Source organism: Shewanella colwelliana (assembly GCF_001735525.1).
Lineage (GTDB): Bacteria > Pseudomonadota > Gammaproteobacteria > Enterobacterales > Shewanellaceae > Shewanella > Shewanella colwelliana.
The window spans coordinates 271,556-295,713 of record NZ_MCBT01000001.1 but is presented as its reverse complement, the minus strand read 5'-3'; the positions used below and the strand labels follow the sequence as shown (position 1 = coordinate 295,713).

Genomic DNA, 24,158 nt, shown 5'->3' with positions numbered 1-24,158 from the left:
ATCGATTTATGTTTGGCTACTGTGCCTCGATCATTTCGGCGCTCATTTGGCCGTCATTACTTTCACCTCAGCTTGCTTGGTGCTCTCTATTTGCGGCGTTTTTACTCTTACGCTGGTCAAGAATATTGGCGGGTAGCCTATTAGCACTGGCATGGATGAGTCTATTTTGTCATCAAATGTTAGCCTTTCCAGAGGTAACAGACGGACAATCTATCCAAGTAAGGGGCGAAATCATATCACTAGTTCAACGAAACAGCGACTGGATAAGTGTCGATATTCGGCTGCTAAATGATAATTTATTTGATTTTCCGCAAAGATTCATGCGTCTTGAGTGGTTAACTGAACAGAATCCGACCTTGGGGTCCCAATGGTTACTCAGGGTAAAACCGCGTTCCATTTCTAGTCATTTGAATCAAGGAGGGTTTAATCGCCAGCGCTATTTTCTCTCAAAACATATTATCGGCCGTGGCAAAGTGGTTGCTGCAACAGCAATAGAGGCAACACCTAATCCCCGCTTTCAGTTGATCAGTCAGTTAATCCCACAAGTTGAAAACTTAAACAATGGTGATTTGATCTTGGCACTGATGTTTGGCGATAAGCAGCTCATCTCTACTGAACATTGGCAAGGGCTTCGCCAAAGCGGTACGGGCCATCTTATCTCTATCTCAGGTCTACACCTATCGGTTTTAGCCTTGTGGTTATTACTATGTATTGGTGGGGGGCTTAAGCGTATGCGGCCACGTTATGGACTATCGAATACTTACCTTACCGCATTGGCGACCATCATGGTTACAGCCATCTATGGCTACTTATCTGGTTTTTCTCTACCTACTCTTAGAGCATTCAGCATGCTTTGTCTGGTTATCGTCGTGGGGGTACTACAGCGGCATTCATCACCATTTGAGCGCTTGTTGTACGCACTATTTATTGTGTTGTTGCTTGACCCGTTAAGTGTATTGAGCTCAGGGCTGTGGCTATCGTTTGGTGCACTGGCGGTAATTTTGTGGTTTGGTGGTCAATTGGCTAATGCCGTCAAGGTTGAGAAACTGCAGCAACCTGATTGGTTAACCATCTTTTGGCAACGGCTTGTTATCTTATGGTCAATTCAGTGGCGATTAAGTCTACTGATGGGGGCGATGTTACTGCTGCTGTTTGGTGGCGTATCACCTTACTCTGTGTGGTTCAATCTACTGTTTGTGCCCTGGTTTAGTGTCCTTGTTATTCCCTTTACCTTTATCGCGCTGATGTGGTGGGGAGCCAGTGTCTATTTGCAGCTTCCAGCAGACTTACCATTGGTAATACTAGACTGGCTCATCGCGCCACTGACCTACAGTTTTAATGGGTTGCAATATCTACCAGGGAGTTGGTTGAATGTTTCATCGCAGCTTGCATCAGCTTTGCTCTTTGGGCTCGTTGCTTTTGGGGTCTATCGTTTACCTATCGCGCTTAGGTGGAAGGGAGTCGCTAGTGTGCTTTGTGCCCCATTGCTATGGCTGATGATCTCACCTATGTTGGTTCGCGATGAAGAGGGATGGCGTGTGCATCTGTTAGATGTTGGTCAGGGGCTGAGTGTGGTGATTGAGCGACGTGACCACATTTTATTGTATGACACAGGTGCGGCATTTGGTGAGAGTTTTAGTTATGCCAAACAGGTTGTCATTCCGTTTATGCATAGTAAAGGGTTTAGTCGCGTTGACTATTTAGTGGTGAGTCATGGTGATAACGATCATGCTGGCGGCACCGATGTGTTGATTGCACAGTATCCTCAAGCGCAGATAATCACTGATTTAGCACCGTATGAGGGCCTGAATTGTCGGCCAAAAACCTTAACCTGGCATGAGCTTACTATTAATGTCCTTGGCCCGCAGCGAGCCGAGAATGGCAACAATGGCTCCTGTGTGTTGCAGATAACCGATGGTCTGCAGCAGATAATGCTACCGGGTGACATCGAAATTGAAGCTGAAATCGACCTAATTAGTCAGCAAACACCGCTATCGCCAGGGCTTTCTAGCAGAGTGTTAGTGGCACCGCATCATGGTAGTAATACCTCTTCTAGCCAGGGCTTTGTTGACGCTGTGGCCCCTGAGATTGTGCTGTATGCAGCGGGACTCAACAATCGTTATGGGTTTCCTAAAAACGCCGTGATTAAACGGTATGATCACATTGATGCTTCGCAGTATAGTGTGGGCACTAACGGGCAGATTAGCCTTTTTTTTGAACAAGATGGCATTAAGGTTGTTAGCTATCGTCGTGATATTGCGCCTTTTTGGTATAATCAGGTGTTTGAATTTGGTGAGTTCGCTAATACAGAGTAGAATATCGTTTTTGCACCAATGATAGAATTTTGAATGACAACTTCTTCTAAAAGCGAAGTGCGCACCGTTTTCGTTAGACTGCTTACTTATCTTGTTCCCCTCAAAGGGGTGTTATTTCTGTCAGTATTTGGCCTAGTATTATACGGCCTGGTTGACGCAACCTTTATCTATTCCATTAAACCTTTTATTGACCAGGGGTTTGCCAGTAATGTTCCGACAACGCCAAGCATGGTGCAGGGTGTTGATTTGGGGCTCGGCGGCGGATTTAATTCTGATAGCGATGTGCTAATGATGGCGCCATTCGTAGTGATTGGATTATTTTCTCTGCGTGGCTTAGCTAACTTTCTGTCGACCTATGGCATCTCGTACATCAGTGCGCGCATGATCATGGATATGCGTCAGCAGGTGTTTGAGCACTATCTTAAATTACCTGTCAGCTACATTGACGCCGAGAGCAGCGGTAACCTTATTTCACGTGTAACCTATGATACCGAACAGATTGCTAGGGCCTCTGGTAGTGCATTAATTACCATAGTGCGTGATGGTATTACCGTTATTGGCATGCTTGGAGTGATGTTTTATAACTCGTGGAAACTTTCGTTGTGTATCTTGGTGGTCGGACCGCTTATTGGTTTAGTTATCGCAGTGGTCAGTCGTAAGTTTCGTAAAGTCTCAAAACAGATCCAAGCGGCCATGGGCGGCGTAACCTCTGTAACTGAGCAGATGATCAAAGGCCATAAAAACGTATTGGTATTTGGCGGACAGAAAGCAGAGTCTGAGCGCTTTGGTAAAGTCAACGATGATAACCGTTCGCGTACAATGAAGTTGGCTTTAGCCCAATCAATAAGCCAACCCTTGGTGATGGTCATTGGCTCATTTGCGTTAGCTTTTGTACTGTACGCTTCCAGCCTAGATAGCATGAAGGCCGATTTAACGGCGGGTACCTTTGCCACCATATTGGCTGCCATGCTCGCTATGCTGCAACCGATTAAAAGCTTAACTCGTGTTAATGCCGAGTTTCAGCGTGGTATTGCAGCCTGTAGCACTATTTTTGAAGTCTTAGACACCCCTGCCGAAGTCGATACTGGCAGCTATGAAACTGACAGAGTAAAAGGGTATTTACGTTTCAATAAGGTAGATTTTCGCTACAACAATCAGGAACGATTGGCGCTAGCCGATGTGGACTTTAGTGTGAATCCTGGTGAAACTTTAGCGCTGGTAGGTCGTTCGGGGTCGGGGAAATCGACCATTGCGAGTTTAATCACCCGTTTCTATAGCGATTTGGAAGCTGGCGACATTACTTTAGACGACATTAGCTTACGTGATTACAAGTTAGCCTCACTGCGCAGTCAAGTGGCTTTAGTGTCACAGCAGGTTACCCTGATCAATGACACCATAGCGGCTAATATTGCTTATGCTTATCCGGGCGAAGTGACTGAGTCAAAAATCATTGAAGCGGCTAAATTGGCCAATGCCTATGAGTTTATAGAGCAGCTGCAAGAGGGGATTTATACTCAAGTCGGTGAAAATGGCGTGATGTTGTCGGGGGGCCAGCGGCAACGTATTGCTATTGCTCGCGCGATTTTACGCGACGCACCTGTACTGATTCTAGATGAAGCAACATCAGCTTTGGACACTGAATCAGAAAAGGCGATTCAAGGCGGTCTAGACAATTTACGTCAAAACCGTACTTCTATCGTTATTGCTCACCGTTTATCGACCATCGAAAATGCCGATCAAATCCTCGTGGTTGACCAAGGTAAAGTTGTGGAACGTGGCACCCATAGCGAGCTGCTGGCTAAACAAGGTATCTATTACAACTTGTACCAAATGCAGTTTGGAAACTAACAGGGATGCAGGCGTTTGTTAATCGACTCTGGTATGGTCGACAATTGGGTGTTTACGGGCTGTTAGCCATACTTTTACTGCCGCTGAGTGCATTGTTTTATCTGTTAAGTAGCGTTCGACGTTGGCGCTTCAAGTGGGGCATAAAGCAAGCTTGCCCCATCGATGTGCCCGTTATCGTCGTTGGCAATATCACTGTGGGGGGGAGCGGCAAGACACCCACTGTCATCTACTTAATTGAGTTACTGCGCCGCCAAGGCTACACACCAGGTGTTATCAGTCGTGGTTACGGTGTTAAGTTTGAAGGCACCAAATGGGTATTGCCGGAGTTAGGTGCAAAACAAGTGGGTGATGAACCGGCGATGATTGTTGGGCGAACTCAAGTCCCTATGGTGATAGGCAAAGACCGCGTTGCAGCGGCGAATGCATTGCTGAGTGATAATAAGGTTGATGTCATTATTAGTGATGACGGCCTGCAACATTACTCACTGCACCGTGATATTGAATTGTTAGTGTTAGATGGTGAGCGACGTTTAGGAAACGGTTTTTTGTTACCAGCCGGTCCGTTAAGAGAGGGGGCGTGGCGACAACAAAGCGTTGATCATGTCATTGTGAATGGACAAACCGCTAACGATAATGAATATGCGATGCAACTGATCCCTGGTGAGCTGGTATCGCTTACTGCACCATCAGCGGTATTTGAAGGCTACAGTGATTCGGTTGCCATTGCTGGTATTGGTAATCCAGCAAGGTTCTTTAACACCCTTAATGAAATGGGGATCTCCCCACTAATTACTCATGCTTTTGAAGATCATCATGATTATAGTGCCGCCGATATCCTAGCGATCGCAAACGGTCATCATGTGTTAATGACTGAAAAAGATGCGGTTAAATGTCGCGAATTTGCAAAAGAAAACTGGTGGTATCTTCCCGTAGATGCCAAGCTACCAGCTAAGTTTGAACAACAGCTGCTAGCGCAGCTAACAGCGTTAAAACAAGGAAATACAAATGGCGTTTGATAAGAAACTATTAGAGATTATTGCGTGTCCAGTGTGTAAAGGTCAGCTTGAATACAATAAATCTAAGCAACAACTAATCTGTAAAGCCGATCGTTTGGTTTACCCAATCAATGATGGCATTCCTGTCCTGCTAGAGAATAAAGCAGAACCTTGGACTGAAGAAGCCTAACTTCTGTCAATAGCGCGCTTGGTTGCCAGCGCGCTAGTCTCCCGCTTAAATAGAGCCTCCTTTTAGATATAATTTGCATTATTCGCTCATAGTTCCAGCAGCTGTCCCCGCCTAGATTGATTTATCTAAGATGACTTAGCATAATTGTTGCCTAATAAATTTGGAGCTTAACCTGTGACGACATCAGCCATTCAAACTGTTATTGACCAACTGTTATCCACCAAGAAGGGGGAAAGAGTGGTGAGCTTTGAGTTTGAGGGAAACCGTTACTGGCTGAAACAGACTGAGCAATTAACCGGTGCGATGCGCTGGCTTAAATCCAAACCGCACGAGTCATTGCAGTTAGAAATAGAGACTTTGTTAACCCTCGCACACAAGGGAGCACCAGTGCCCGAGCTTGTCAGCTATGGTGAAGGGTATCTCGTGGTGGCCGACGTAGGCAGCCCGGTGAACTATTGGTTAGCCAATAGTCCTTCTGATGTGCAGTTGACACAAATTCTTCAAGATAGTGGTACAGCATTAGCTAAATTACACCAGCAAGGCCTAGCACATGGGCGTCCAGCACTTAGGGATATTTGTTGGAAAGCGGGTAAGGTAGCCTTTATCGATTTTGAAGCCAACCAACGTGATGATGATATTACTGCGCAGCAGCAGCGGGATCTATTGGTTTATATTCATAGCTTGTATCGCTATATCGGACCCTATCCAGAAAAGGTTGAGCCAGCTATTACCGCGTATCGGTCGGCTGGTGGCGAGGCGCTATGGCAGGCTTGCCAGCAGAAAATGCGAGGTTGGCAGTGGCTTAACTATCTTATTGCACCGCTAAAAACCATAGGCGGAAAAGATCTCCGCCCTATTTACTGGCTACTTAAGCACTTCGCTTAGGGTTTAGCGTTACTATGTGAAAGGTCTTGATACAAGGTTTCTATCCAACGTTCATCTGAAATAAAATTCCAACTCCAGCCTTGTAAGTGTTTAGGTAAACCATTTTCTTTGAGTATTTCTAACGATTTTGCTGATGCTAACTGGCTTTCCATCCAGTTAATTGATGCATCAAGTATATGTTTAAAGCGAATAAGATCATTTTTAGTAGCGAGCTCACCATGGCCCGGGATCACCTTAGTGTTGCTATCAATTTGATTAATAATGTTGGCCACACTGTCTCGATAGCCTTTCACCGAGCCGCCCGCGTTTAGATCTACATAGGGCCATCTATCTTTAAAGAAAAGATCACCCATATGCACCACGGATTTATCAGCCCACAGCACGACACTATCGCCATCAGTATGACCGGCCCCGATATGGATAAGATGTAAGGTATCGCCGTTGAAATGGATTGATGTGCCTTGTTCATACGTAATGCTAGGAAGCGCCGCTGGCGTGTATTTGTCGTTACTAGCGAGACGCTTAAGTACATTATTGTGGGCAAAAATAGTACCACTGACACCAAAGGTGTTATTTCCGCCGGTGTGGTCGCCATGATAATGGGTATTGATGACATAGCGAGGTAAACCGGGTTGTATGTCATTCAGAGCAGCGCTAATTTTCCCAGCCAAGGGAGCAAACTGGTTGTCGATAATAATAATGCCATCTTTGCCCGCTGAGACACCAATGTTACCGCCAGAGCCTGTAAACATGTAGGTATTGGCTGAAAGTTGTTGTGCTTTTATCTCGACATTGGCAAACCTATCATCTGCCGCAAAGCTGCTCTGGCTTAAAAGCAAGCTAAATGCTATTAGGCTAAAACGACGTAGGGCGGTAGTTAGCTCAATCATAAGGGCTCTCTTAGTCATTATTTTATTTTGTAAGTATTTTGTTAACTTAACCTAAGTGACAGATAAAAAGAAGGGCTACAAATGTAGCCCTTAATGGTTAAATTAGTGTGCCCAAGGCATGACGCGTCTGGCAACACTGTCTGCCTGCCCTAATTTAATCGCTGCTCTATGTCGCATACGATATAACGCCTGATAACACAGAGGTACTAAGTAGAGGCTGGTGACGGTTGAGAAGCTCAAGCCGCCAATAATAGCGATAGCCATCGGTGAGTATGGTGGGCCACCGCCACCAATTTGGGTATCGCCCATTGCCAATGGAATAAGCCCCAGTACCGTTGTGCCCACTGTCATTAGCACCGGGCGTAGACGGGTGACACAGACGTCATGAATCGTCTTTGATAGTTCATCGAGTTCAGGGGTCTTCTGATTAATCTGATCGACTAATACAATCCCGTTGTTCACCACAATACCCATCAAAATAAGAATCCCTATCATCGCCATAATTGACATAGAAGTACCTGTCAGTAACAGCGCCCAAAACACTCCTGTGATAGAAAACAGGATGGAAGTGATAATGGCTGTTGGTAGTAACAGCGACTCAAATAATGCTGCCATAACAATATAGATCATAGCGATAGCCAAAATCATGTTAGTCGCCATAATGGCTTGGTCTTCATCCTGACGCTGAAACCCACCACGCAGTGAATAGTTATACCCAGGCGGGAAGTCGACCGCTTGCATCACCTTATTAATCGCCTTTTGCGCTTCTTCAGTGGTCAGCTCGTCTAAGTTAGCACCAATTGAGAGTGCTGTTTGGCGATCATAGTGACGAATTGTGTCAAATCTTGGTTGTATCTTTATTTCCGCTAAACTTTGCAGGGTGTAGACCCGGTTGTCGATACGCAAAATCGGTAGTTGTTTTAATTTCTCTAACGATTCTCGCCACTGATTTTCGAACGCTAGTTCAATACGCAGTTCGCCATTTGGATCGTGACGGAAAGAGCGCAGTGGGGCACCGCGTAGTGCCATCGATACGCTTGACGCCAGCTCGGTTAAACTTAAATCTAACCTTGCCGCCATTAAGCGGTCGAGCTGAATAATAACTTCTTGCTGAGTACTATTTAATTCAGAACGCACATCCGTTAATCCCTTTATCCCAGCAAGAAGCGGCACAACTTGTTCACTGAGGCCGATGAGTTCTGAGGTTGAACGACCCGTTAAGGTTACGCGAATACCATTATTTTCATTGCCCCATCCGAACTGTGGTTTAGCAATTGAAAACTTAGGGAATCCCTCTCTGATTTTGCGTTTGAGTGCTTTCATATCAACATCGGTATCCTCTTTTAGGATTAATGTTGATTGGCCGCGGTCTGCAGAGAAGTAACTATAGACGGAGTCAATGTAAAACTCCTCCTTATTCGCATAGAGGTAATTTTCCATGCGATTAATCATCGCTTCGGTTACATCTAGGCTGTGGCGACCCTCTACTTGATAGTTAATATAGAGGCGGTTGTTGCCTTCACCGTCAGATTGATCTTGATTGACCATGCTTAATGGCAGTGCCGTTGAGGCCAGCATGACAACTGCAATGACGCCTGAAATTTTAGGGTGAAGTAAAATCCAGTTAAGGCTGCGCTCATAAAGGTGCTGCAGTTTGCTCTCTTTGGGGTTCTGTTCAACCTTAAAATCTAGTTTGGACAGCATTAGCGGTATCAATGTTTTAGCCACAAGTAGTGACGCAGCAAGCGAGATACAGATAGCGATTGCCACATGTTCAAGGAAGATGGTTAGCTCTACTTTTACACCAAAAATATTGGGTAAAAATACAATAGCAGTCGTTAATGTCCCCGCCAGTACTGCTAAGGCGACTTTATTGACCCCTGTAAGCACAGCTTGATTTGTTGAGGTGTCGCCTTGATGTTGTTTCTCTTGCAGTACGCTTTCACTTACCACTACCGCATTATCGATGAGCATACCTACGGCCAGTAGCAAACCCATCATAGAGAGAATGTTAAGGCTGTAGCCAAGAAAGTACATACCAGCTAGTGTCATACATAATGAAATCGGTACAGATGAGACCACGACCAAGGTCATTTTCAAATTACGTAAAAATAGGTAAAGTACGGCAAAAGAGAGCAGGGCGCCGATCAACCCAGCTGTCAGTAGGTCTGATAAGGAAGATTTTACCCCAAAGGCTTGATCTTCCATGATAAACAGTTTTATCCCTTGAAATTGCTGATCTTGTTTAGCCGCCTCAATGACTTTAAGGACTCGGTCGGATACTTCCACTAAGTTGGCACCAGACTCTTTAAATACGTCCAAGCCCACCGCATAATTTTGATCAAGATGACGGCCATCCAAGCGCTCTGGTAGTGAAAAGTTGACTGTTGCCAAGTCGCCTAACCGGATACCAGGTGCTAAGACTAGCGCGCGGATCTGCGCTAGATCTAAGAACTCACCCTTAGGTGAAACCTGATACACCTTAGCGTTGGTGCGCAGTGTACCTGCACTAACGATAAAGTTTTCTTGTTGCAGACGCGCTTGCAGAGCCTGTGTACTGATCCCACTGGCGGATAGTTTGTCAGCATTTATTCGTATCTCAATCTGCTTTTGCTCTACACCGTACAGGGTTACTTGTGACACGCCCTCTACACGCTCAAGTGGTCGCTTAAGTTGTTTGTCGAGCAGATCAAATGCGCCAGACAGCTCCCTGTCACTGGAGATGCGTATGGTCAACACTGGCATATCAGCCGTTGAGAACTGCCTGATAAACACTCGTTCCACATCTTTTGGCAATAGATGACGTACTGCATCTATTTTTTCTCTTGCTTCGAGACTCTTAGTGGCGACGTTTTCGCCCCATTTCATCCTGAGTTCGATCTCGGCACCATTTTGCGAAGAACGCGATCTTAATTCCTCAATACCGCCCATGGTCGCCAATGATTCTTCGAGCACATTAGTGATATCACGTTCAACCTCCGCTGGAGTTGAGCCTTTATAGGGCACCTCAATCAGTACTTGTGGCATCTCGATGCCCGGAAACATCTCCAGTGGCAGTAAACGACTCGATGCCAAGCCAAACAGCAAGATGGCGACGAAAAACATCGAAGTGGTGACAGGACGTTTAATCGCTAAGCGGGTGATATTCATAGCGCGTCCCCTGTTGCAGCATTGGTCGTTGTTGAGCCCGTCTTCGCTTGAAAATCTTTACGATCAAATAGCGAATAAAGCGCTGGAATAACCACCAGTGTTAGTAGTGTCGCCAGGGATAAGCCAAATATCACTGTGATGGCCATTGGTGCCCTGACTTCGCTGCCATCGCCCAGTCCAAGTGCCATCGGCGCAAGACCGAGTGCCGTTGTCATGGTCGTCATAATTATGGGGCGTAGTCGTGATTTGGCAGCATCTTCAATCGCTTGTGCTTTCTCAATGCCTTGCTGGCGTAGCTGGTTAATACGATCGACCAAGACAATTGCGTTATTGACCACAATACCCGCCAGCATAATGAGTCCGATAAACACCACCACACTTAAATGAGTTTGGGTAACGTAGAGACCTAAAATACTGCCACCGACCGCCATCGGAACGGCAATCAAAATCAGCAACGGGTGGATAAGCGATTCAAATTGACTCGCCATGACCAAGTACACTAAGAAAACGGCTAAGACCAACGCAATTTGCAGTGATTGGAATGAATGTTCCATCTCCTCATTTTGACCACCGAAACGCACTTGAATCGCGCTAGGTAATGTCTGCTGATCAATAATGGCTCGTGCTGCCAATACCGCTTCATTAAGGTCACCGTGGGCAAGGTTTGCTGACACAATCGCTACACGTTGCTGACTAATTCGGTTAATGGCAGACGGTCCTAAGTTAAGAGAAACTTGAGCCACTGCACTCAATGGAATTGGCTGATTACTATTGGGGTTAATAATCATTGAATCGATATCGCTGATCTGATCGCGCTCTTCGATTTCACTACGAACCAAGATATCAATCTTTCTGTCTCTAACCGTATATTGGCTAGCGACTGTGCCACCGATACGCTGTGCGATACGGTTAGCAACAGTCGGTGCATCCATGCCCAATGCGGCTAAACGAGCGTGGTCAAAACGAATACTCAGCTCTGGTTGTCCGTCTCTGAGACTTGTGTTGAGGTCAGCGAAACGATCTGAATCTGATAGTGCATCGACTAAACCGTCAGCCGTTTGCTTTAACTGGGTCAAATCATAACCAATCACTTCGATTTCAAGTGGGGTTTTGAAGCTAAATAGTTCAGGGTGCTGAATTTTAGCTTCTAACTCGGGTATACGCATCGCTGTGGTTCGCAGCACTTGGGTCACCGCATCAAATGCTTGATGATCGGCTAATACCACTTGTAGTCGGCCCCAGTTTTCGCCGCCGCGAGATGTATCTGAAGTCATTAGCCCGCCACTACCCGCTTGGCTATAGGCATGTTTAACATCGCTACGATCTTTAATAGATAGCGCAAGCTTCTGTAACACCCTGTCGGTTTCGCTGACTTCGGTCCCTGGTGGCAATAATACTTCAACGTAAAATTCACCTTGATTCATGGGAGGGATCAGCTCCATACCAAGACGTGGGATCAGGCTCATGGTGCCTGCGGTCACTATGAGTGCAATACTGAGCGTGACCCAAGTGAATCGAAGCGCTTGCTTAAGTAACTTATGGTAGATTTTTTCTAGTTGATTATAAAACCAGTTAAATATACGACTGATCGGGCGCATAACCACACCACCAAGCCAAGATAGTGCACGGCCAAGCATTAAACCTATTGTCATGAGAAATGACGGAAGGTAACTAAACAAGAGTACGAACGGGAAAGAGAAAACCGTTGCACTATAGTGCTTTAACTTGGCCATTTTAGTGTCCAGTACTGGCTTTTCACTTTTTCCCACAATGTGAGGTAGGGCTTTAAAGCCTTCGCGAGAGGCAAGCATTGGGATAGTTGTCAGCGCGACAAGCAGTGAAGCCAGTAGGGCAAAGGTCACCGTTAATGCTTGGTCAGAGAACAGTGCACCAGCAACGCCGTCGACAAAAACTAGCGGCACAAACACGGCTAGCGTCGTTAAAGTCGATGCAAAAATAGCGCCCGCAACCTCTTTGGTACCAGTCACCGCCGCATCGAGTTTATTCATGCCAAGCTTTTTACAGCGATCGATGTTTTCAAGCACCACAATGGCATTATCGACCAATAGGCCCACCGCCAGTGCTATTCCGCCTAGTGACATGATATTTAAGCTGATATTGGCAAAATACATCATGTTAAAGGTGGCGATGACCGAAAATGGGATAGAGATAGAGATGATCAGCGTAGGTACGATGTCACGTAAGAAAAGGTAGATCACTAACATAGAGAGTAAACTACCGAGCAAGGCGGCAGAGGTGACCTCACTGACGGCGCTCTCAATAAACTCAGATTGATCGTAAATGACTTGCAGTTCCGCTTTTTCATTGAGTTTGTTTAGCTTTTCAAGCTCGGCGGCCACTTTTCTGGCTACGGCCACGGTATTGGCGTCGCCCTCTTTATAAATGGCTAATTCAATCGATTCTGCCGACCCGATGCGGGTGACATCGTTACGTTCTTTATGACTATCGACAATCTCAGCCACTTCAAATAGACGCACCAACGTTTGATTATCGCGGTAGACGATGATCTGGCCTAGCTCTTCTAACGAGTTGAATTGGTTGAGTGTTCTAACTAAATACTCTTTCTCACCTTGAACTACTTTACCCGCTGATAAGTTGATGTTTTCAGCTGCAATACGTGCTCTGATCTTGTCGGCATTAAGGTTAAGTTGAGTCAGTTTTTGTTGATTCAGTTGAATATGGACTTCTTGTTCCAGACCACCGGAAAGACGCACGGCAGCCACACCGGTTAGGGATTCTAGCTGGCGCTTGAGATCTTCTTCTGCAAACGTTCGCATCTGTTTGAGTTGTGCAGGTGTCGCATCGGGCACAGACAGCGCCATGCGAATGATTGGATCCAAGTTAGGGTTAAAGCGCAGCAATAATGGCTTTTTTACGTCGAGGGGGAGCTCAATGGTGTCGAGTTTTTCTCGCACATCTAAGCTCGCCATATCCATATCTGTGCCCCATTCGAACTCTAGGACAACATCGGACATACCCGAACGAGAGATTGAACTGATTTTCCTTAGGCCTTTTACGATACCGGCCGCTTCTTCGATAGGCTTTGATACTAACTGTTCTACTTCAACAGGGGCTGCGCCCTCATATTGTGTACGAATAGTAATGGTTGGATAACTAAGATCTGGCAAAAGCTTTACGGCAAGGCGGGAGAATCCCACCATACCAAATAGCATGACAGCCAGCATAAACATCCATACTGTTACGGGACGTTTGACTGAGGTGTTAATTATAGACATATGAAAATTCCCGTTTACTGTTGTGCGCTAGCAACATCAAGTTCACTGATCACTTCTACTAAAGATTGATCTTTTAGGTTTTGATGACCGCGGATAACTATCTGCTCACCAGGTGTGATACCTGATACAACCTCTACAGTGTCAGCTTCGCGATAACCTAAGGTCACAGCTCGACGGGATGCATTTTCGCCATCAATCACATATAGCGCGTACTCATTGTCTTGATTGATAACAGCGTTGTACGGCACAGTGATGACATCGCTGTGAGTGTCATATCTAAGCTCAACTCGAGTAAACATGCCGGCTTTTAATGTCGCATTCTTGTTAGGAACTGATAGAGTGACTTTGAATGTACCACTTTGAGCATCAACGATTGGACTGATGCGCAGCACCTTTGCATGCACCGTATCTTGGGTATGTTTATTGGCAAAAAGTTGGGCTTCTTGACCTAGACGTAGGCTGTGTAGCTGTGCTTCAGGAAGGTGAACGATGCCATATAACTCGTCTTGATTAACAATATAGAAAAGTTCATCAAACTCTTTGGCCATATTACCCGCTTTAACGAAGCGCTTAGCGACGATTCCATCAATAGGTGAGCGAACCATGCTCTCCTCTACTTGCAGGGCGGCAAGATCGCGTTTCGCCATTGCTGCTTGGAGGTTGTATTCGAGTTTGGCCATGGAATCGGCGCTGATGAACTCTTTATTACCCATTTTCTTTAAACGGTTGAGTTCTTGTTCAATGATCTCTACCTCTGCCTGCGAGCGTGCTAAATCATAGCGTTGGCGTTTAGCATCTAAAACGGCGAGTAGTTGGCCCTTGGTCACACGATCCCCTTCTTCCACACTCAAAGATTCGATAAGCCCCGAAATACGGGTGACGACATTGGCTTCTAATGGAGCTTCAAGTGTGGCGGTTGTACTATAAAAAGAGGAGACATCGCCTTGAATGACGGTTGTGGTTTCAACTGGGATGGCGTACTTCTCTTCCTCTTTCGCTTGTTCTTCATTTCCACAGGCACTGAGGACGGCAACAAAAAGTAACGGAAGGGCGATTTTAAATTTTGATAGAGATTCCATGTGAGCATACCTATTTTATTTATCCAATTGAAACATAGTAAGCATTTACCATGCCAATATGCTATTTCCTTTAATTACAGTTGCTTATGTTTTTTGTTCGTTGAGTGAGAAACAAAAGCCGCAGTTTTGTAGTGATTTTATTTAACACTTGGTTAAATTTGCTAACACTAGTAATAGGGATAATGCAGCAGGGTGCAAATTGGATTTGCTACAAAATGTGACTCAGTAGGATGGTGAGCAGGTTTTGCTCAATTGAGGAGGGTGAAATCCTGATTGGTATTACTGGATGGCTTCGTTAATGCCTCGTTCTACAGACAATAAAAAAGGCACTTAAAAAGTGCCTTTTTTTAGCCAACTGTGATTTTAGCGTTTGTCTATTTCGACAAAGCTACGCTCTTCAGCACCAGTATATAACTGGCGAGGGCGGCTAATCTTATGACCAGGTTGGTCTAACATCTCTTTCCAATGAGCAATCCAACCGACTGTGCGTGCCAGTGCAAATAGCACGGTAAACATACTCGTTGGAATACCGATGGCCTTCATGATGATACCTGAGTAGAAATCTACATTTGGATAGAGTTTCTTAGATACAAAATATTCATCTTCAAGGGCGATGCGCTCAAGTTCCATTGCAACATCCAGTAACGGATCGTTGACCTTAAGCTCTGCTAAAACTTCATGACACGTTTCACGCATGACTTTAGCGCGAGGGTCGAAGTTTTTGTAAACGCGATGACCAAAGCCCATTAGACGGAAAGGATCATCTTTATCCTTAGCGCGTGCAATAAATTCTGGGATGCGGTCTACAGTACCAATCTCTTCTAGCATGTTTAGACACGCTTCATTTGCTCCACCATGTGCAGGGCCCCAAAGAGAGGCGATACCTGCAGCGATACAAGCAAATGGGTTAGCCCCTGATGAACCTGCAAGACGCACGGTAGAGGTTGAAGCGTTCTGCTCGTGATCCGCATGAAGGATAAAGATACGATCCATCGCACGTTCGACGATTGGATTCACTTTATACTCTTCACAAGGCACGGCAAACATCATGCTTAAGAAGTTACCGGCATAGCTTAAATCGTTACGTGGGTAAACAAATGGCTGTCCAATTGAATACTTGTAACACATCGCTGCAATGGTTGGCATTTTAGACACTAAACGGAACGCTGCTATTTCGCGGTGGCGCTCGTCATTGACGTCTAAAGAGTCTTGATAGAATGCAGATAGAGCACCTGTCACACCACATAGCATTGCCATTGGGTGTGCATCACGGCGGAAACCACGGAAAAACGATGCGAGTTGCTCGTTAACCATAGTGTGTGTTTTAACCGTGTGAACAAACTTTTCATACTGGGCCTTGTTAGGTAACTCACCGTAAAGGAGCAAATAACAAAGATCTAAATAATCAGAATCGACGGCAAGTTCGTCGATCGCGTAACCACGGTGTAAAAGTATACCTTGGGCGCCATCAATATAGGTGATAGCTGATTCGCAGGATGCTGTTGCTAAAAATCCTGGGTCAAATGTGAAATGACCTTTGCTACCTAGTTTGCTGATGTCGATAACATCAAATCCTGCCGTTCCTTTTTTGATAGGCAGATCAATCGAATCGTTCCCTGGTAGTTCCAATTTGGCTATATTATCAGCCATACCCCGTTCTCCTTACTTCATTCTTATGTGAGTGCGGCTTGTCAAACGCCAATACTTTACAGTGAATGTAGATCACATTTCAATTTAAATAACCGTTTAAATTCGTTAGACCATGGTCTTAATAGCGGTTAAGTGCCCGTCAATACAGCAACTTGGCAGATTTTTTTACCAAAAAAACAAAATTTGCATAATGTGATGTTTGTATTTGACATTTGCGCAGCGTATACTTGCTTCGGCTCGAAAGAGCTACAAACAAACCAACTCATAAACCATTTATTTACATGCTTAATTAGTGATTTTTGAATTAGTTAACTGTTTGTTTAAACTTTTCTTTTGTAACGAGATTAGGAGGTAAGTTTGCTTGCTGTACAAATTTCGTTCGAAAGAGGTTCAAATAACAAAAATAATGCTCAATGGAGCAGAGTGAGCAGAACGTGAAAAAGCAAAGACCTGTCCATCTAGATCTGCAGACCATTCGCTTTCCTGCAACAGCGATTGCGTCAATCCTTCACCGTGTATCCGGTGTCATCATGCTGTTTGCCGTCGGCATTCTTATCTGGTTGTTGAGTGAATCACTCGCATCTGCTGAGAGTTTCGCGGGCATCCAATCTCTTTTTGATAACTTTATCGTTAAGTTTGTCGTCTGGGGAATTCTTACCGCGCTTGGTTACCATTTAGTAGTTGGCTTACGTCATCTCGTTATGGATACAGGCCGCTGGGAAGAGTTAGACTCAGGTAACGCTTCAGCGAAAGTCGCTTTTGTAATTGCAGCGGCATTATCAATCATTGCGGGGATTTGGGTATGGTAACAAATGCAGCAAGTCTTGGACGCAGTGGCGTTCATGATTTTATTCTTATTCGTGCTAGTGCCGTAATTCTTACTTGTTACACCATTTTCTTAGTAGGATTCATTGCCGCTAGTTCTCCTCTCACTTATGACGTTTGGCATGGCTTATTTAGCACCTTGCCAATGAAAGTGTTTACGTTGCTAGCCCTAGTGGCAATATTGGTCCACGCATGGATCGGTATCTGGCAAGTGCTTACTGATTACGTGAAATGCGTCAGTTTGCGCGGCGTACTCCAATTCGTCTTCGTCGTGGCTGCCTTCAGTTATATGGCCGCTGGCATTGTTATTGTGTGGGGTGTTTAAGTGAGTATTCCAGTACGTGAGTTTGATGCGGTCGTTATTGGCGCCGGTGGCGCAGGTATGCGAGCTGCACTACAGATTTCTAAAGAAGGTAAGAGCTGCGCGCTCTTATCTAAAGTATTTCCTACTCGTTCTCATACCGTATCGGCACAGGGTGGTATTACCGTTGCACTAGGTAACGCCCATGAAGATCATTGGGAACAGCACATGTACGATACCGTTAAAGGTTCTGATTTCATCGGTGACCAAGACGCTATCGAATTTATGTGCCAAACCGGTCCAGAAGCGATTATTGAACTTGAGCATATGGGTCTCCCATTCTCTCGCTTTGAAAACGGTAAGATTTACCAACGTCCTTTTGGTGGCCAGTCAAAGAATTTTGGTGGCGAACAAGCGGCGCGTACAGCTGCTGCGGCTGACCGTACCGGTCATGCGCTACTGCATTGTCTTTATCAGCAAAACGTTAAGCACAAGACGGAAGTCTTTTCTGAATGGTATGCACTTGATTTAGTTAAGAACGAAGACGGCGCAATTGTCGGTTGTACTGCAATCGAAATTGAAACTGGCGAAATCGTTTATTTCAAAGCCAAGGCAACGATTCTGGCGACCGGTGGTGCAGGGCGTATTTATGCTTCGACCACTAACGCTCATATCAATACTGGTGACGGTGTCGGTATGGCAATGCGTGCTGGCGTGCAGATGCAAGACATGGAAATGTGGCAGTTCCACCCAACAGGTATTGCTGGCGCCGGTGTTTTGGTGACTGAAGGCTGTCGTGGTGAAGGTGGATACCTACTCAATAAAGATGGCGAGCGCTTCATGGAGCGTTATGCGCCAAACGCGAAAGATTTAGCATCACGTGACGTGGTTGCACGTTCAATGATGACTGAAATTCGTGAAGGTCGCGGTTTAGATGGTCCATTAGGTCCACACTGCCTGCTAAAACTTGACCACTTAGGTAAAGAAACCTTAGAAGCGCGTCTTCCTGGCGTTTGTGAATTGTCTCGTACCTTCGCTCATATCGATCCGGCAGATGGTCCAATTCCAGTGCTGCCTACTTGTCACTACATGATGGGCGGTTTGCCAGCAAAAGTGAGCGGTCAGGTTATTCGTAAGAATGAAGATGGCAGCGAGCAAGATGTTGTTGGTCTGTTTGCGGTCGGTGAAATTGCTTGTGTATCTGTTCACGGTGCTAACCGCCTCGGTGGTAACTCTCTACTTGATTTGGTGGTATTTGGTCGTGCAGCGGGTCAACACTTAGGTAAAGCGCTTGACGCAACAGCCGATCCTAAAGATGCCTCTGACGCGGATATCGCTAAGTCACTTGAACGCCTTAACCGTTGGGAAAGCAATAAAGACGGTGAAGACCCAGCTAAAATCCGTAAAGATCTGCAGCTATGTATGCAGCTTAACTTCTCGGTATTCCGTAGCGGCGACGCGATGGCTGAAGGCCTGGCTGAACTTAAGTCAATTCGTGAGCGTCTAGCGAATGCTAAGTTGTCTGACAACTCAAGTGAATTCAATACCCAGCGTATCGAATGTCTTGAATTGGATAACTTAATGGCGACCGCGATTGCGACGGCTTATGCAGCAAATTTCCGTACTGAGAGTCGTGGTGCACATTCACGTGAAGATTTCCTCGACCGTGATGACGAGAACTGGTTATGTCACAGTGTTTTTGACCCAGTCACTGAACAGATGACTAAGCGTGATGTCAACATGGAGCCTAAGCTTCGTGCCGCCTTCCCGCCGATTAAGCGTACCTACTAAGGAATTTGAGATGAATTTGAAGATTGCTATTTATCGCTATAATCCTGATGTAGACACTAAGCCTTACATGAAGGATTATACGTTGGAAGTTGCTGAAGGTACCGATATGATGGTGCTGGACGTATTGATGCTGCTAAAAGAGCAAGATCCAACGTTGGCTTTCCGCCGTTCATGCCGTGAAGGTGTGTGTGGTAGTGATGGCGTCAACATGAATGGTAAAAACGGTTTGGCGTGTATCACCCCAATTTCGACCTTTAAAGGTAAGAAAATGGAGATCCGCCCGCTACCTGGCATGCCTGTTGTGCGCGACTTGATTGTAGATTTAACGCAATTCTACAAGCAGTACGAAAAAATTAAGCCTTTCTTGATTAATGATGAAAAAACGCCAGCGCGTGAGCATCTGCAATCACCAGAAGAGCGTGCACACTTAGATGGACTCTATGAGTGTATTATGTGTGCTTGTTGTTCAACGGCTTGCCCATCATTTTGGTGGAACCCTGATAAGTTCGTTGGTCCAAGTGGTTTATTACATGCTTATCGATTCCTTATCGATAGCCGTGATACCGCAACGGAAGAGCGTTTATCTGAGCTAGATGATGCCTATAGCGTATTTCGCTGTCACGGTATCATGAACTGTGTGGATGTATGTCCTAAGGGACTTAACCCAACTAAAGCGATTGGACACATTAAGTCTATGTTGCTGAAGAGAGCAGTTTAAATGCAACAAAATGAGCTGATTTTAATAATTATATAGCTCAGTGAGAGTCACTTCTTCTGTAAGAGAAGTGGCTCTTTTGTGTAATGGAACTACAATGTGCCGTGAAATCTGGACTCTAGGGGCGGCAGATATTTTGCAATTGCAGTGCGTTTAACTGGGATTGCATTTTTAAGACTTTGGCTAAACACGTGTATAAAGTTTGAAAGGAATAGAAATGCACCAAGGCATCATGAAAGCCTGGCTCGACTCGTCTCACCTAAGTGGTGCGAATTCGACCTATGTAGAAGAGATGTATGAAGCCTATCAAGAGGACCCTCAGTCAGTTTCTGATGACTGGCGAGCGGTGTTTGATAACCTCCCACATGCCAACGGTGCAACAGCAGATGTGCCCGAAGCTGCCCACTCTAAAGTACGTGAATATTTTCGTAGTTTAGCGTTAGAAGGCCGTCATAAGAGTGCAACTCGAATGACCGACCCTGACGTAGATGCTAAGCAAGTTAAAGTTCTTCAGATGATTAACGCCCACCGTTTCCGTGGTCACCAGAATGCTAATCTGGATCCCCTCGGTTTATGGAAGCGTGAAGCTGTCTCTGAATTGGACCCTGCCTTCCACGGCTTAACTAGCGAAGATATGGAGCGTGAATTCAATACGGGTTCCTTTGCGCACGGTGGTGACACCATGCAGCTAAGAGATCTCGTAAAAGCACTTAAGGCCACTTATTGTGGTTCAATTGGTGCCGAATACATGCATATTACCGATACCGAAGAGAAACGTTGGATTCAGCAACGTTTGGAGCCATCCTTAGGTAGAGCCAATTACGATAAATCCGCTAAAACCCGTATTTTAGAAGGCCTTAACGCCGCAGAAGGTATGGAAAAATACCTCGGTGCTAAGTTCCCTGGCGCGAAGCGTTTCTCACTGGAAGGTGGTGATGCGTTAGTCCCTATGATGCGTGAAATTATCTATCGCGGTGGCGAAGCCGGGACTAAAGAGATTGTTGTGGGCATGGCTCACCGTGGTCGTCTTAACCTACTGGTCAACGTATTAGGTAAAAAACCATCAGAGTTATTTGATGAGTTTGCTGGTAAGCACAGCGACGTATTAAATGGTTCTGGTGACGTAAAGTATCATCAAGGTTTCTCCTCTGATTTTGAAACGCCAGGCGGCAATGTTCATCTAGCGCTTGCGTTTAATCCATCTCACCTTGAAATTGTAAACCCTGTGGTCATGGGCTCTGTTCGCGCTCGCCTTGACCGTCGTGGTTGTGATACTGGCTTGCAAGTGATGCCAATTACCATTCATGGTGATAGTGCAATTGCGGGTCAAGGTATTGTGCAAGAGACATTTAACATGTCTCAAACCCGAGCCTTTAAAGTTGGCGGTAGTATCCGAATCGTGGTTAACAACCAGGTTGGTTTTACGACCAACTTGACCGAAGATACTCGTTCAACTGAATACTGTACCGATATTGCTAAAATGGTACAGGCACCCATCTTCCACGTTAATGCTGATGACCCAGAAGCCGTCGCTTTTGTGGCGCAGGTGGCTGTTGATTACCGTAACGCCTTTAAGCGTGATGTAGTCATTGATCTCGTTTGTTATCGCCGCCACGGCCATAACGAAGCTGATGAGCCAAGTGCAACACAGCCATTAATGTATGCAAAAATCAAGAAACACCCAACGCCGCGTAAGATCTATGCTGACCGTCTAATTGAAGAAAGCACCCTTGGTGCTGATGAAGTGACCTCGATGATCAATGATTATCGTGATGCACTCGATCAAGGAGATTGTGTCGTGAAAGAGTGGCGTCCAATGACACTGCATTCTGTAGACTGGACGCCTTATATCAATCGCGAATGGGATGAAGATTATCCGGCGGCAATGTCGCTTGAGCGTTTAGAAAACCTTGCGCAAAAGATCAGTTATGTGCCAGAAAATCATAAGTTGCAGTCTCGTGTTGCTAAGATCTACAAAGATCGTGTGTCAATGGCTAATGGCGAGAAACTGCTCGACTGGGGCTTTGCTGAAACCTTAGCTTATGCATCGATTCTTGAAGATAAGAAACGCGTGCGTATTACTGGGCAAGATTCTGGTCGTGGTACTTTCTTTCATCGTCATGCCGTGCTGCATAATCAAAATGATGCGACCGCTTATTTGCCTTTACGTCAGGTAACGGACGATCAAGGCCCTATCGATATCTCTGACTCAGTGCTATCTGAAGCGTCGGTCTTGGCATTTGAATACGGTTACGCGACAGCTGAACCCGGTGGTTTGACTATCTGGGAAGCGCAGTTTGGTGATTTTGCTAACTGTGCTCAGGTGGTTATTGATCAGTTCTTATCGTCAGGTGAGCAGAAGTGGGGCAGATTGTGTGGCCTGACCATGCTGTTACCTCATGGTTACGAGGGCCAAGGTCCTGAGCATTCAAGTGCGCGTCTAGAACGTTTCTTGCAACTGTGTGCAAACCACAATATGCAAGTTTGTGTGCCATCGACGCCAGCTCAGGTCTACCACATGTTGCGCCGTCAGGTCGTTAGACCAATGCGTCGCCCATTAGTCGTTATGTCACCTAAGTCTCTGTTGCGTCATCCATTAGCCGTATCTAGCTTGGAAGAACTTGCCTCTGGCACCTTCCAAAACGTGATTGCTGAAATTGATGAGCAAGACACGAGTAAGGTTGATCGCGTTGTGTTCTGTAGCGGTAAGGTCTACTTCGAACTGCTTGAAAAACGTCGTAAAGAGAACGTTACTAATGTTGCCCTAGTTCGTGTTGAGCAACTTTATCCGTTCCCGCATGAAGATATGGACAAGATCCTTGCCCAGTATCAGCACGTTAAAGATTTTGTTTGGTGTCAGGAAGAGCCACAAAACCAGGGAGCTTGGTATTGTAGCCAGCACCACTTCTGGTCGGCAATCCCTGCAGGTGCACAGCTAACCTACGCCGGTCGTGAAGCATCTGCTGCACCGGCTTGTGGTTATCCAGGACTGCATGCCCAACAGCAAGAATCTTTAATTAATAGCGCATTAAAACTGTAGTAATAGACAATTTATAAAAAGGATAGTGATCCATGAGTATCGAAATCAAGGTACCCGTACTGCCAGAATCTGTTGCTGATGCAACTATTGCCACTTGGCATGTTAAGGCTGGCGAACAAGTTTCTCGCGATCAGAACCTAGTTGATATCGAAACAGATAAAGTTGTTCTCGAAGTGGTTGCGCCAGAAGATGGTTCAATCGTAGAGTTTCTTGCTGAAGAAGGTGACACCGTTCTGGGTGAAGCTGTGATCGCTAAATTTGTAGCGGGTGCGGTTGCTGGCCAGGAAGTGTCTAAAGCTGAAGCTGAAGCTGCGGCGCCTCAAGATGCGGCTAGCGATGAGTCTAATGATGCGCTAAGTCCATCTGTACGTCGTTTGATTGCTGAACATAATGTTGATGCATCAAAGCTTAAAGGTACTGGTGTTGGCGGACGTATCACGAAAGAAGATGTTGAAGCGTTCGTTAAATCAGCGCCTGCAGCGAAGCCCGCTGCAGCCCCTGCGGTCGTAGCGCCACTAGGTGAGCGTAGTCAAAAGCGTGTACCAATGACGCGTCTACGTAAGACTATTGCTAATCGTCTACTTGAAGCGAAGAACTCAACAGCTATGTTGACCACCTTCAACGAAGTGAACATGAAGCCAATCATGGACATTCGTAAGCAATATCAAGAAGTGTTTGAAAAGCGTCACGGCATTCGCCTAGGTTTCATGTCTTTCTACGTGAAGGCGGTGACTGAAGCCCTTAAGCGTTTCCCTGAAGTGAATGCATCAATCGATGGCGATGATATTGTTTATCACAACTATTTTGATGTGAGTATCGCAGTATCTACCCCTCGTGGTCTAGTTACTCCAGTACTGCGTGATACTGACACAATGAGCCTAGCTGATATTGAGCGTAATGTACGTGAACTCGCTATTAAAGGCCGCGATGGTAAGTTGACCGTTGATGATATGACGGGTGGTAACTTCACCGTGACTAACGGTGGCGTGTTTGGCTCACTCATGTCTACGCCAATCCTTAACTTGCCACAGAGCGCGATTTTAGGCATGCATGCCATCAAAGATCGCCCAATGGCAGTTAATGGTCAGGTAGAAATTCTGCCTATGATGTACCTAGCACTGTCTTATGACCACCGTATTATCGATGGTCGTGAGTCTGTTGGCTTCTTGGTTGCCATTAAGGACTTCCTCGAAGACCCAACTCGTCTACTACTCGACCTGTAAGACG

The 24,158-nt window shown here is 45.7% G+C and carries 16 protein-coding genes; 11 read left to right on the top strand and 5 right to left on the bottom strand.

The genetic code is table 11. The features are described from left to right. Nucleotides 1–8 precede the first annotated feature (8 nt). From BEL05_RS01270 to BEL05_RS01250, 5 genes are all read left to right on the top strand, one after another. Nucleotides 9–2,315 (top strand): DNA internalization-related competence protein ComEC/Rec2, encoded by a 2,307-nt coding sequence (locus tag BEL05_RS01270; protein WP_175427306.1) that lies wholly within the window; start codon nucleotides 9–11, stop codon nucleotides 2,313–2,315. 33 nt (nucleotides 2,316–2,348) lie between these two features. Then, on the top strand, nucleotides 2,349–4,163 hold the full coding sequence (gene msbA / locus BEL05_RS01265; RefSeq protein WP_069670023.1) for a lipid A export permease/ATP-binding protein MsbA: 1,815 nt from the start codon (nucleotides 2,349–2,351) through the stop codon (nucleotides 4,161–4,163). A 5-nt stretch (nucleotides 4,164–4,168) separates the two neighbouring features. After that, a complete protein-coding gene (gene lpxK, locus BEL05_RS01260) occupies nucleotides 4,169–5,179 on the top strand; it encodes a tetraacyldisaccharide 4'-kinase (RefSeq protein ID WP_069670022.1) in 1,011 nt (336 codons plus the stop codon). Further along, entirely contained in the window at nucleotides 5,169–5,348 is a 180-nt protein-coding gene (locus tag BEL05_RS01255; protein WP_028764874.1) for a Trm112 family protein, read from the top strand. Before lpxK ends, BEL05_RS01255 begins: the two co-directional genes overlap by 11 nt. Before the next feature lie 174 nt (nucleotides 5,349–5,522). After that, entirely contained in the window at nucleotides 5,523–6,233 is a 711-nt protein-coding gene (locus tag BEL05_RS01250) for a phosphotransferase (RefSeq protein ID WP_028764875.1), read from the top strand. On the opposite strand, the gene BEL05_RS01245 is transcribed toward BEL05_RS01250, so the two are convergent. The 5 genes from BEL05_RS01245 to BEL05_RS01225 all read right to left on the bottom strand — a co-directional run bounded on the left by BEL05_RS01245 (nucleotide 6,230) and on the right by BEL05_RS01225 (nucleotide 16,259). After that, nucleotides 6,230–7,123, bottom strand: a complete 894-nt coding sequence (locus BEL05_RS01245; RefSeq protein ID WP_037429134.1) for an MBL fold metallo-hydrolase — start codon at nucleotides 7,121–7,123, stop codon at nucleotides 6,230–6,232. The genes BEL05_RS01250 and BEL05_RS01245 overlap by 4 nt on opposite strands. Nucleotides 7,124–7,225: 102 nt before the next feature. Further along, complete coding sequence (locus BEL05_RS01240) at nucleotides 7,226–10,273, bottom strand: efflux RND transporter permease subunit (RefSeq protein ID WP_069670021.1); 3,048 nt, start codon at nucleotides 10,271–10,273, stop codon at nucleotides 7,226–7,228. After that, a complete protein-coding gene (locus BEL05_RS01235) occupies nucleotides 10,270–13,530 on the bottom strand; it encodes an efflux RND transporter permease subunit (protein WP_069670020.1) in 3,261 nt (1,086 codons plus the stop codon). The genes BEL05_RS01240 and BEL05_RS01235 overlap by 4 nt, the downstream gene beginning before the upstream one ends. 14 nt (nucleotides 13,531–13,544) lie before the next feature. Then, on the bottom strand, nucleotides 13,545–14,609 hold the full coding sequence (locus BEL05_RS01230) for an efflux RND transporter periplasmic adaptor subunit (RefSeq protein WP_028764879.1): 1,065 nt from the start codon (nucleotides 14,607–14,609) through the stop codon (nucleotides 13,545–13,547). A 363-nt stretch (nucleotides 14,610–14,972) separates the two neighbouring features. Beyond that, nucleotides 14,973–16,259: a citrate synthase gene (locus tag BEL05_RS01225; RefSeq protein WP_028764880.1), complete on the bottom strand. Its 1,287-nt coding sequence runs from the start codon at nucleotides 16,257–16,259 to the stop codon at nucleotides 14,973–14,975. 413 nt (nucleotides 16,260–16,672) lie between these two features. Between BEL05_RS01225 and sdhC the strand changes: the two genes are divergently transcribed. From sdhC to odhB, 6 genes are all read left to right on the top strand, one after another. Then, nucleotides 16,673–17,068 carry a succinate dehydrogenase cytochrome b556 subunit gene (gene sdhC / locus BEL05_RS01220; protein ID WP_028764881.1) on the top strand — a complete coding sequence of 132 codons (396 nt, stop codon included), beginning with the start codon at nucleotides 16,673–16,675 and terminating at the stop codon, nucleotides 17,066–17,068. Further along, a complete protein-coding gene (gene sdhD / locus BEL05_RS01215) occupies nucleotides 17,062–17,409 on the top strand; it encodes a succinate dehydrogenase, hydrophobic membrane anchor protein (protein WP_028764882.1) in 348 nt (115 codons plus the stop codon). Before sdhC ends, sdhD begins: the two co-directional genes overlap by 7 nt. After that, nucleotides 17,410–19,176: a succinate dehydrogenase flavoprotein subunit gene (gene sdhA, locus BEL05_RS01210; RefSeq protein ID WP_028764883.1), complete on the top strand. Its 1,767-nt coding sequence runs from the start codon at nucleotides 17,410–17,412 to the stop codon at nucleotides 19,174–19,176. 10 nt (nucleotides 19,177–19,186) lie between these two features. Next, a complete protein-coding gene (locus BEL05_RS01205) occupies nucleotides 19,187–19,894 on the top strand; it encodes a succinate dehydrogenase iron-sulfur subunit (protein WP_028764884.1) in 708 nt (235 codons plus the stop codon). 214 nt (nucleotides 19,895–20,108) lie between these two features. Further along, the gene (gene sucA, locus BEL05_RS01200; protein ID WP_069670019.1) at nucleotides 20,109–22,931 is read left to right on the top strand and encodes a 2-oxoglutarate dehydrogenase E1 component; all 2,823 of its coding nucleotides are present in this window, start codon (nucleotides 20,109–20,111) and stop codon (nucleotides 22,929–22,931) included. 32 nt (nucleotides 22,932–22,963) lie between these two features. Further along, complete coding sequence (odhB, locus tag BEL05_RS01195) at nucleotides 22,964–24,154, top strand: 2-oxoglutarate dehydrogenase complex dihydrolipoyllysine-residue succinyltransferase (protein WP_028764886.1); 1,191 nt, start codon at nucleotides 22,964–22,966, stop codon at nucleotides 24,152–24,154. Nucleotides 24,155–24,158: the final 4 nt, after the last annotated feature.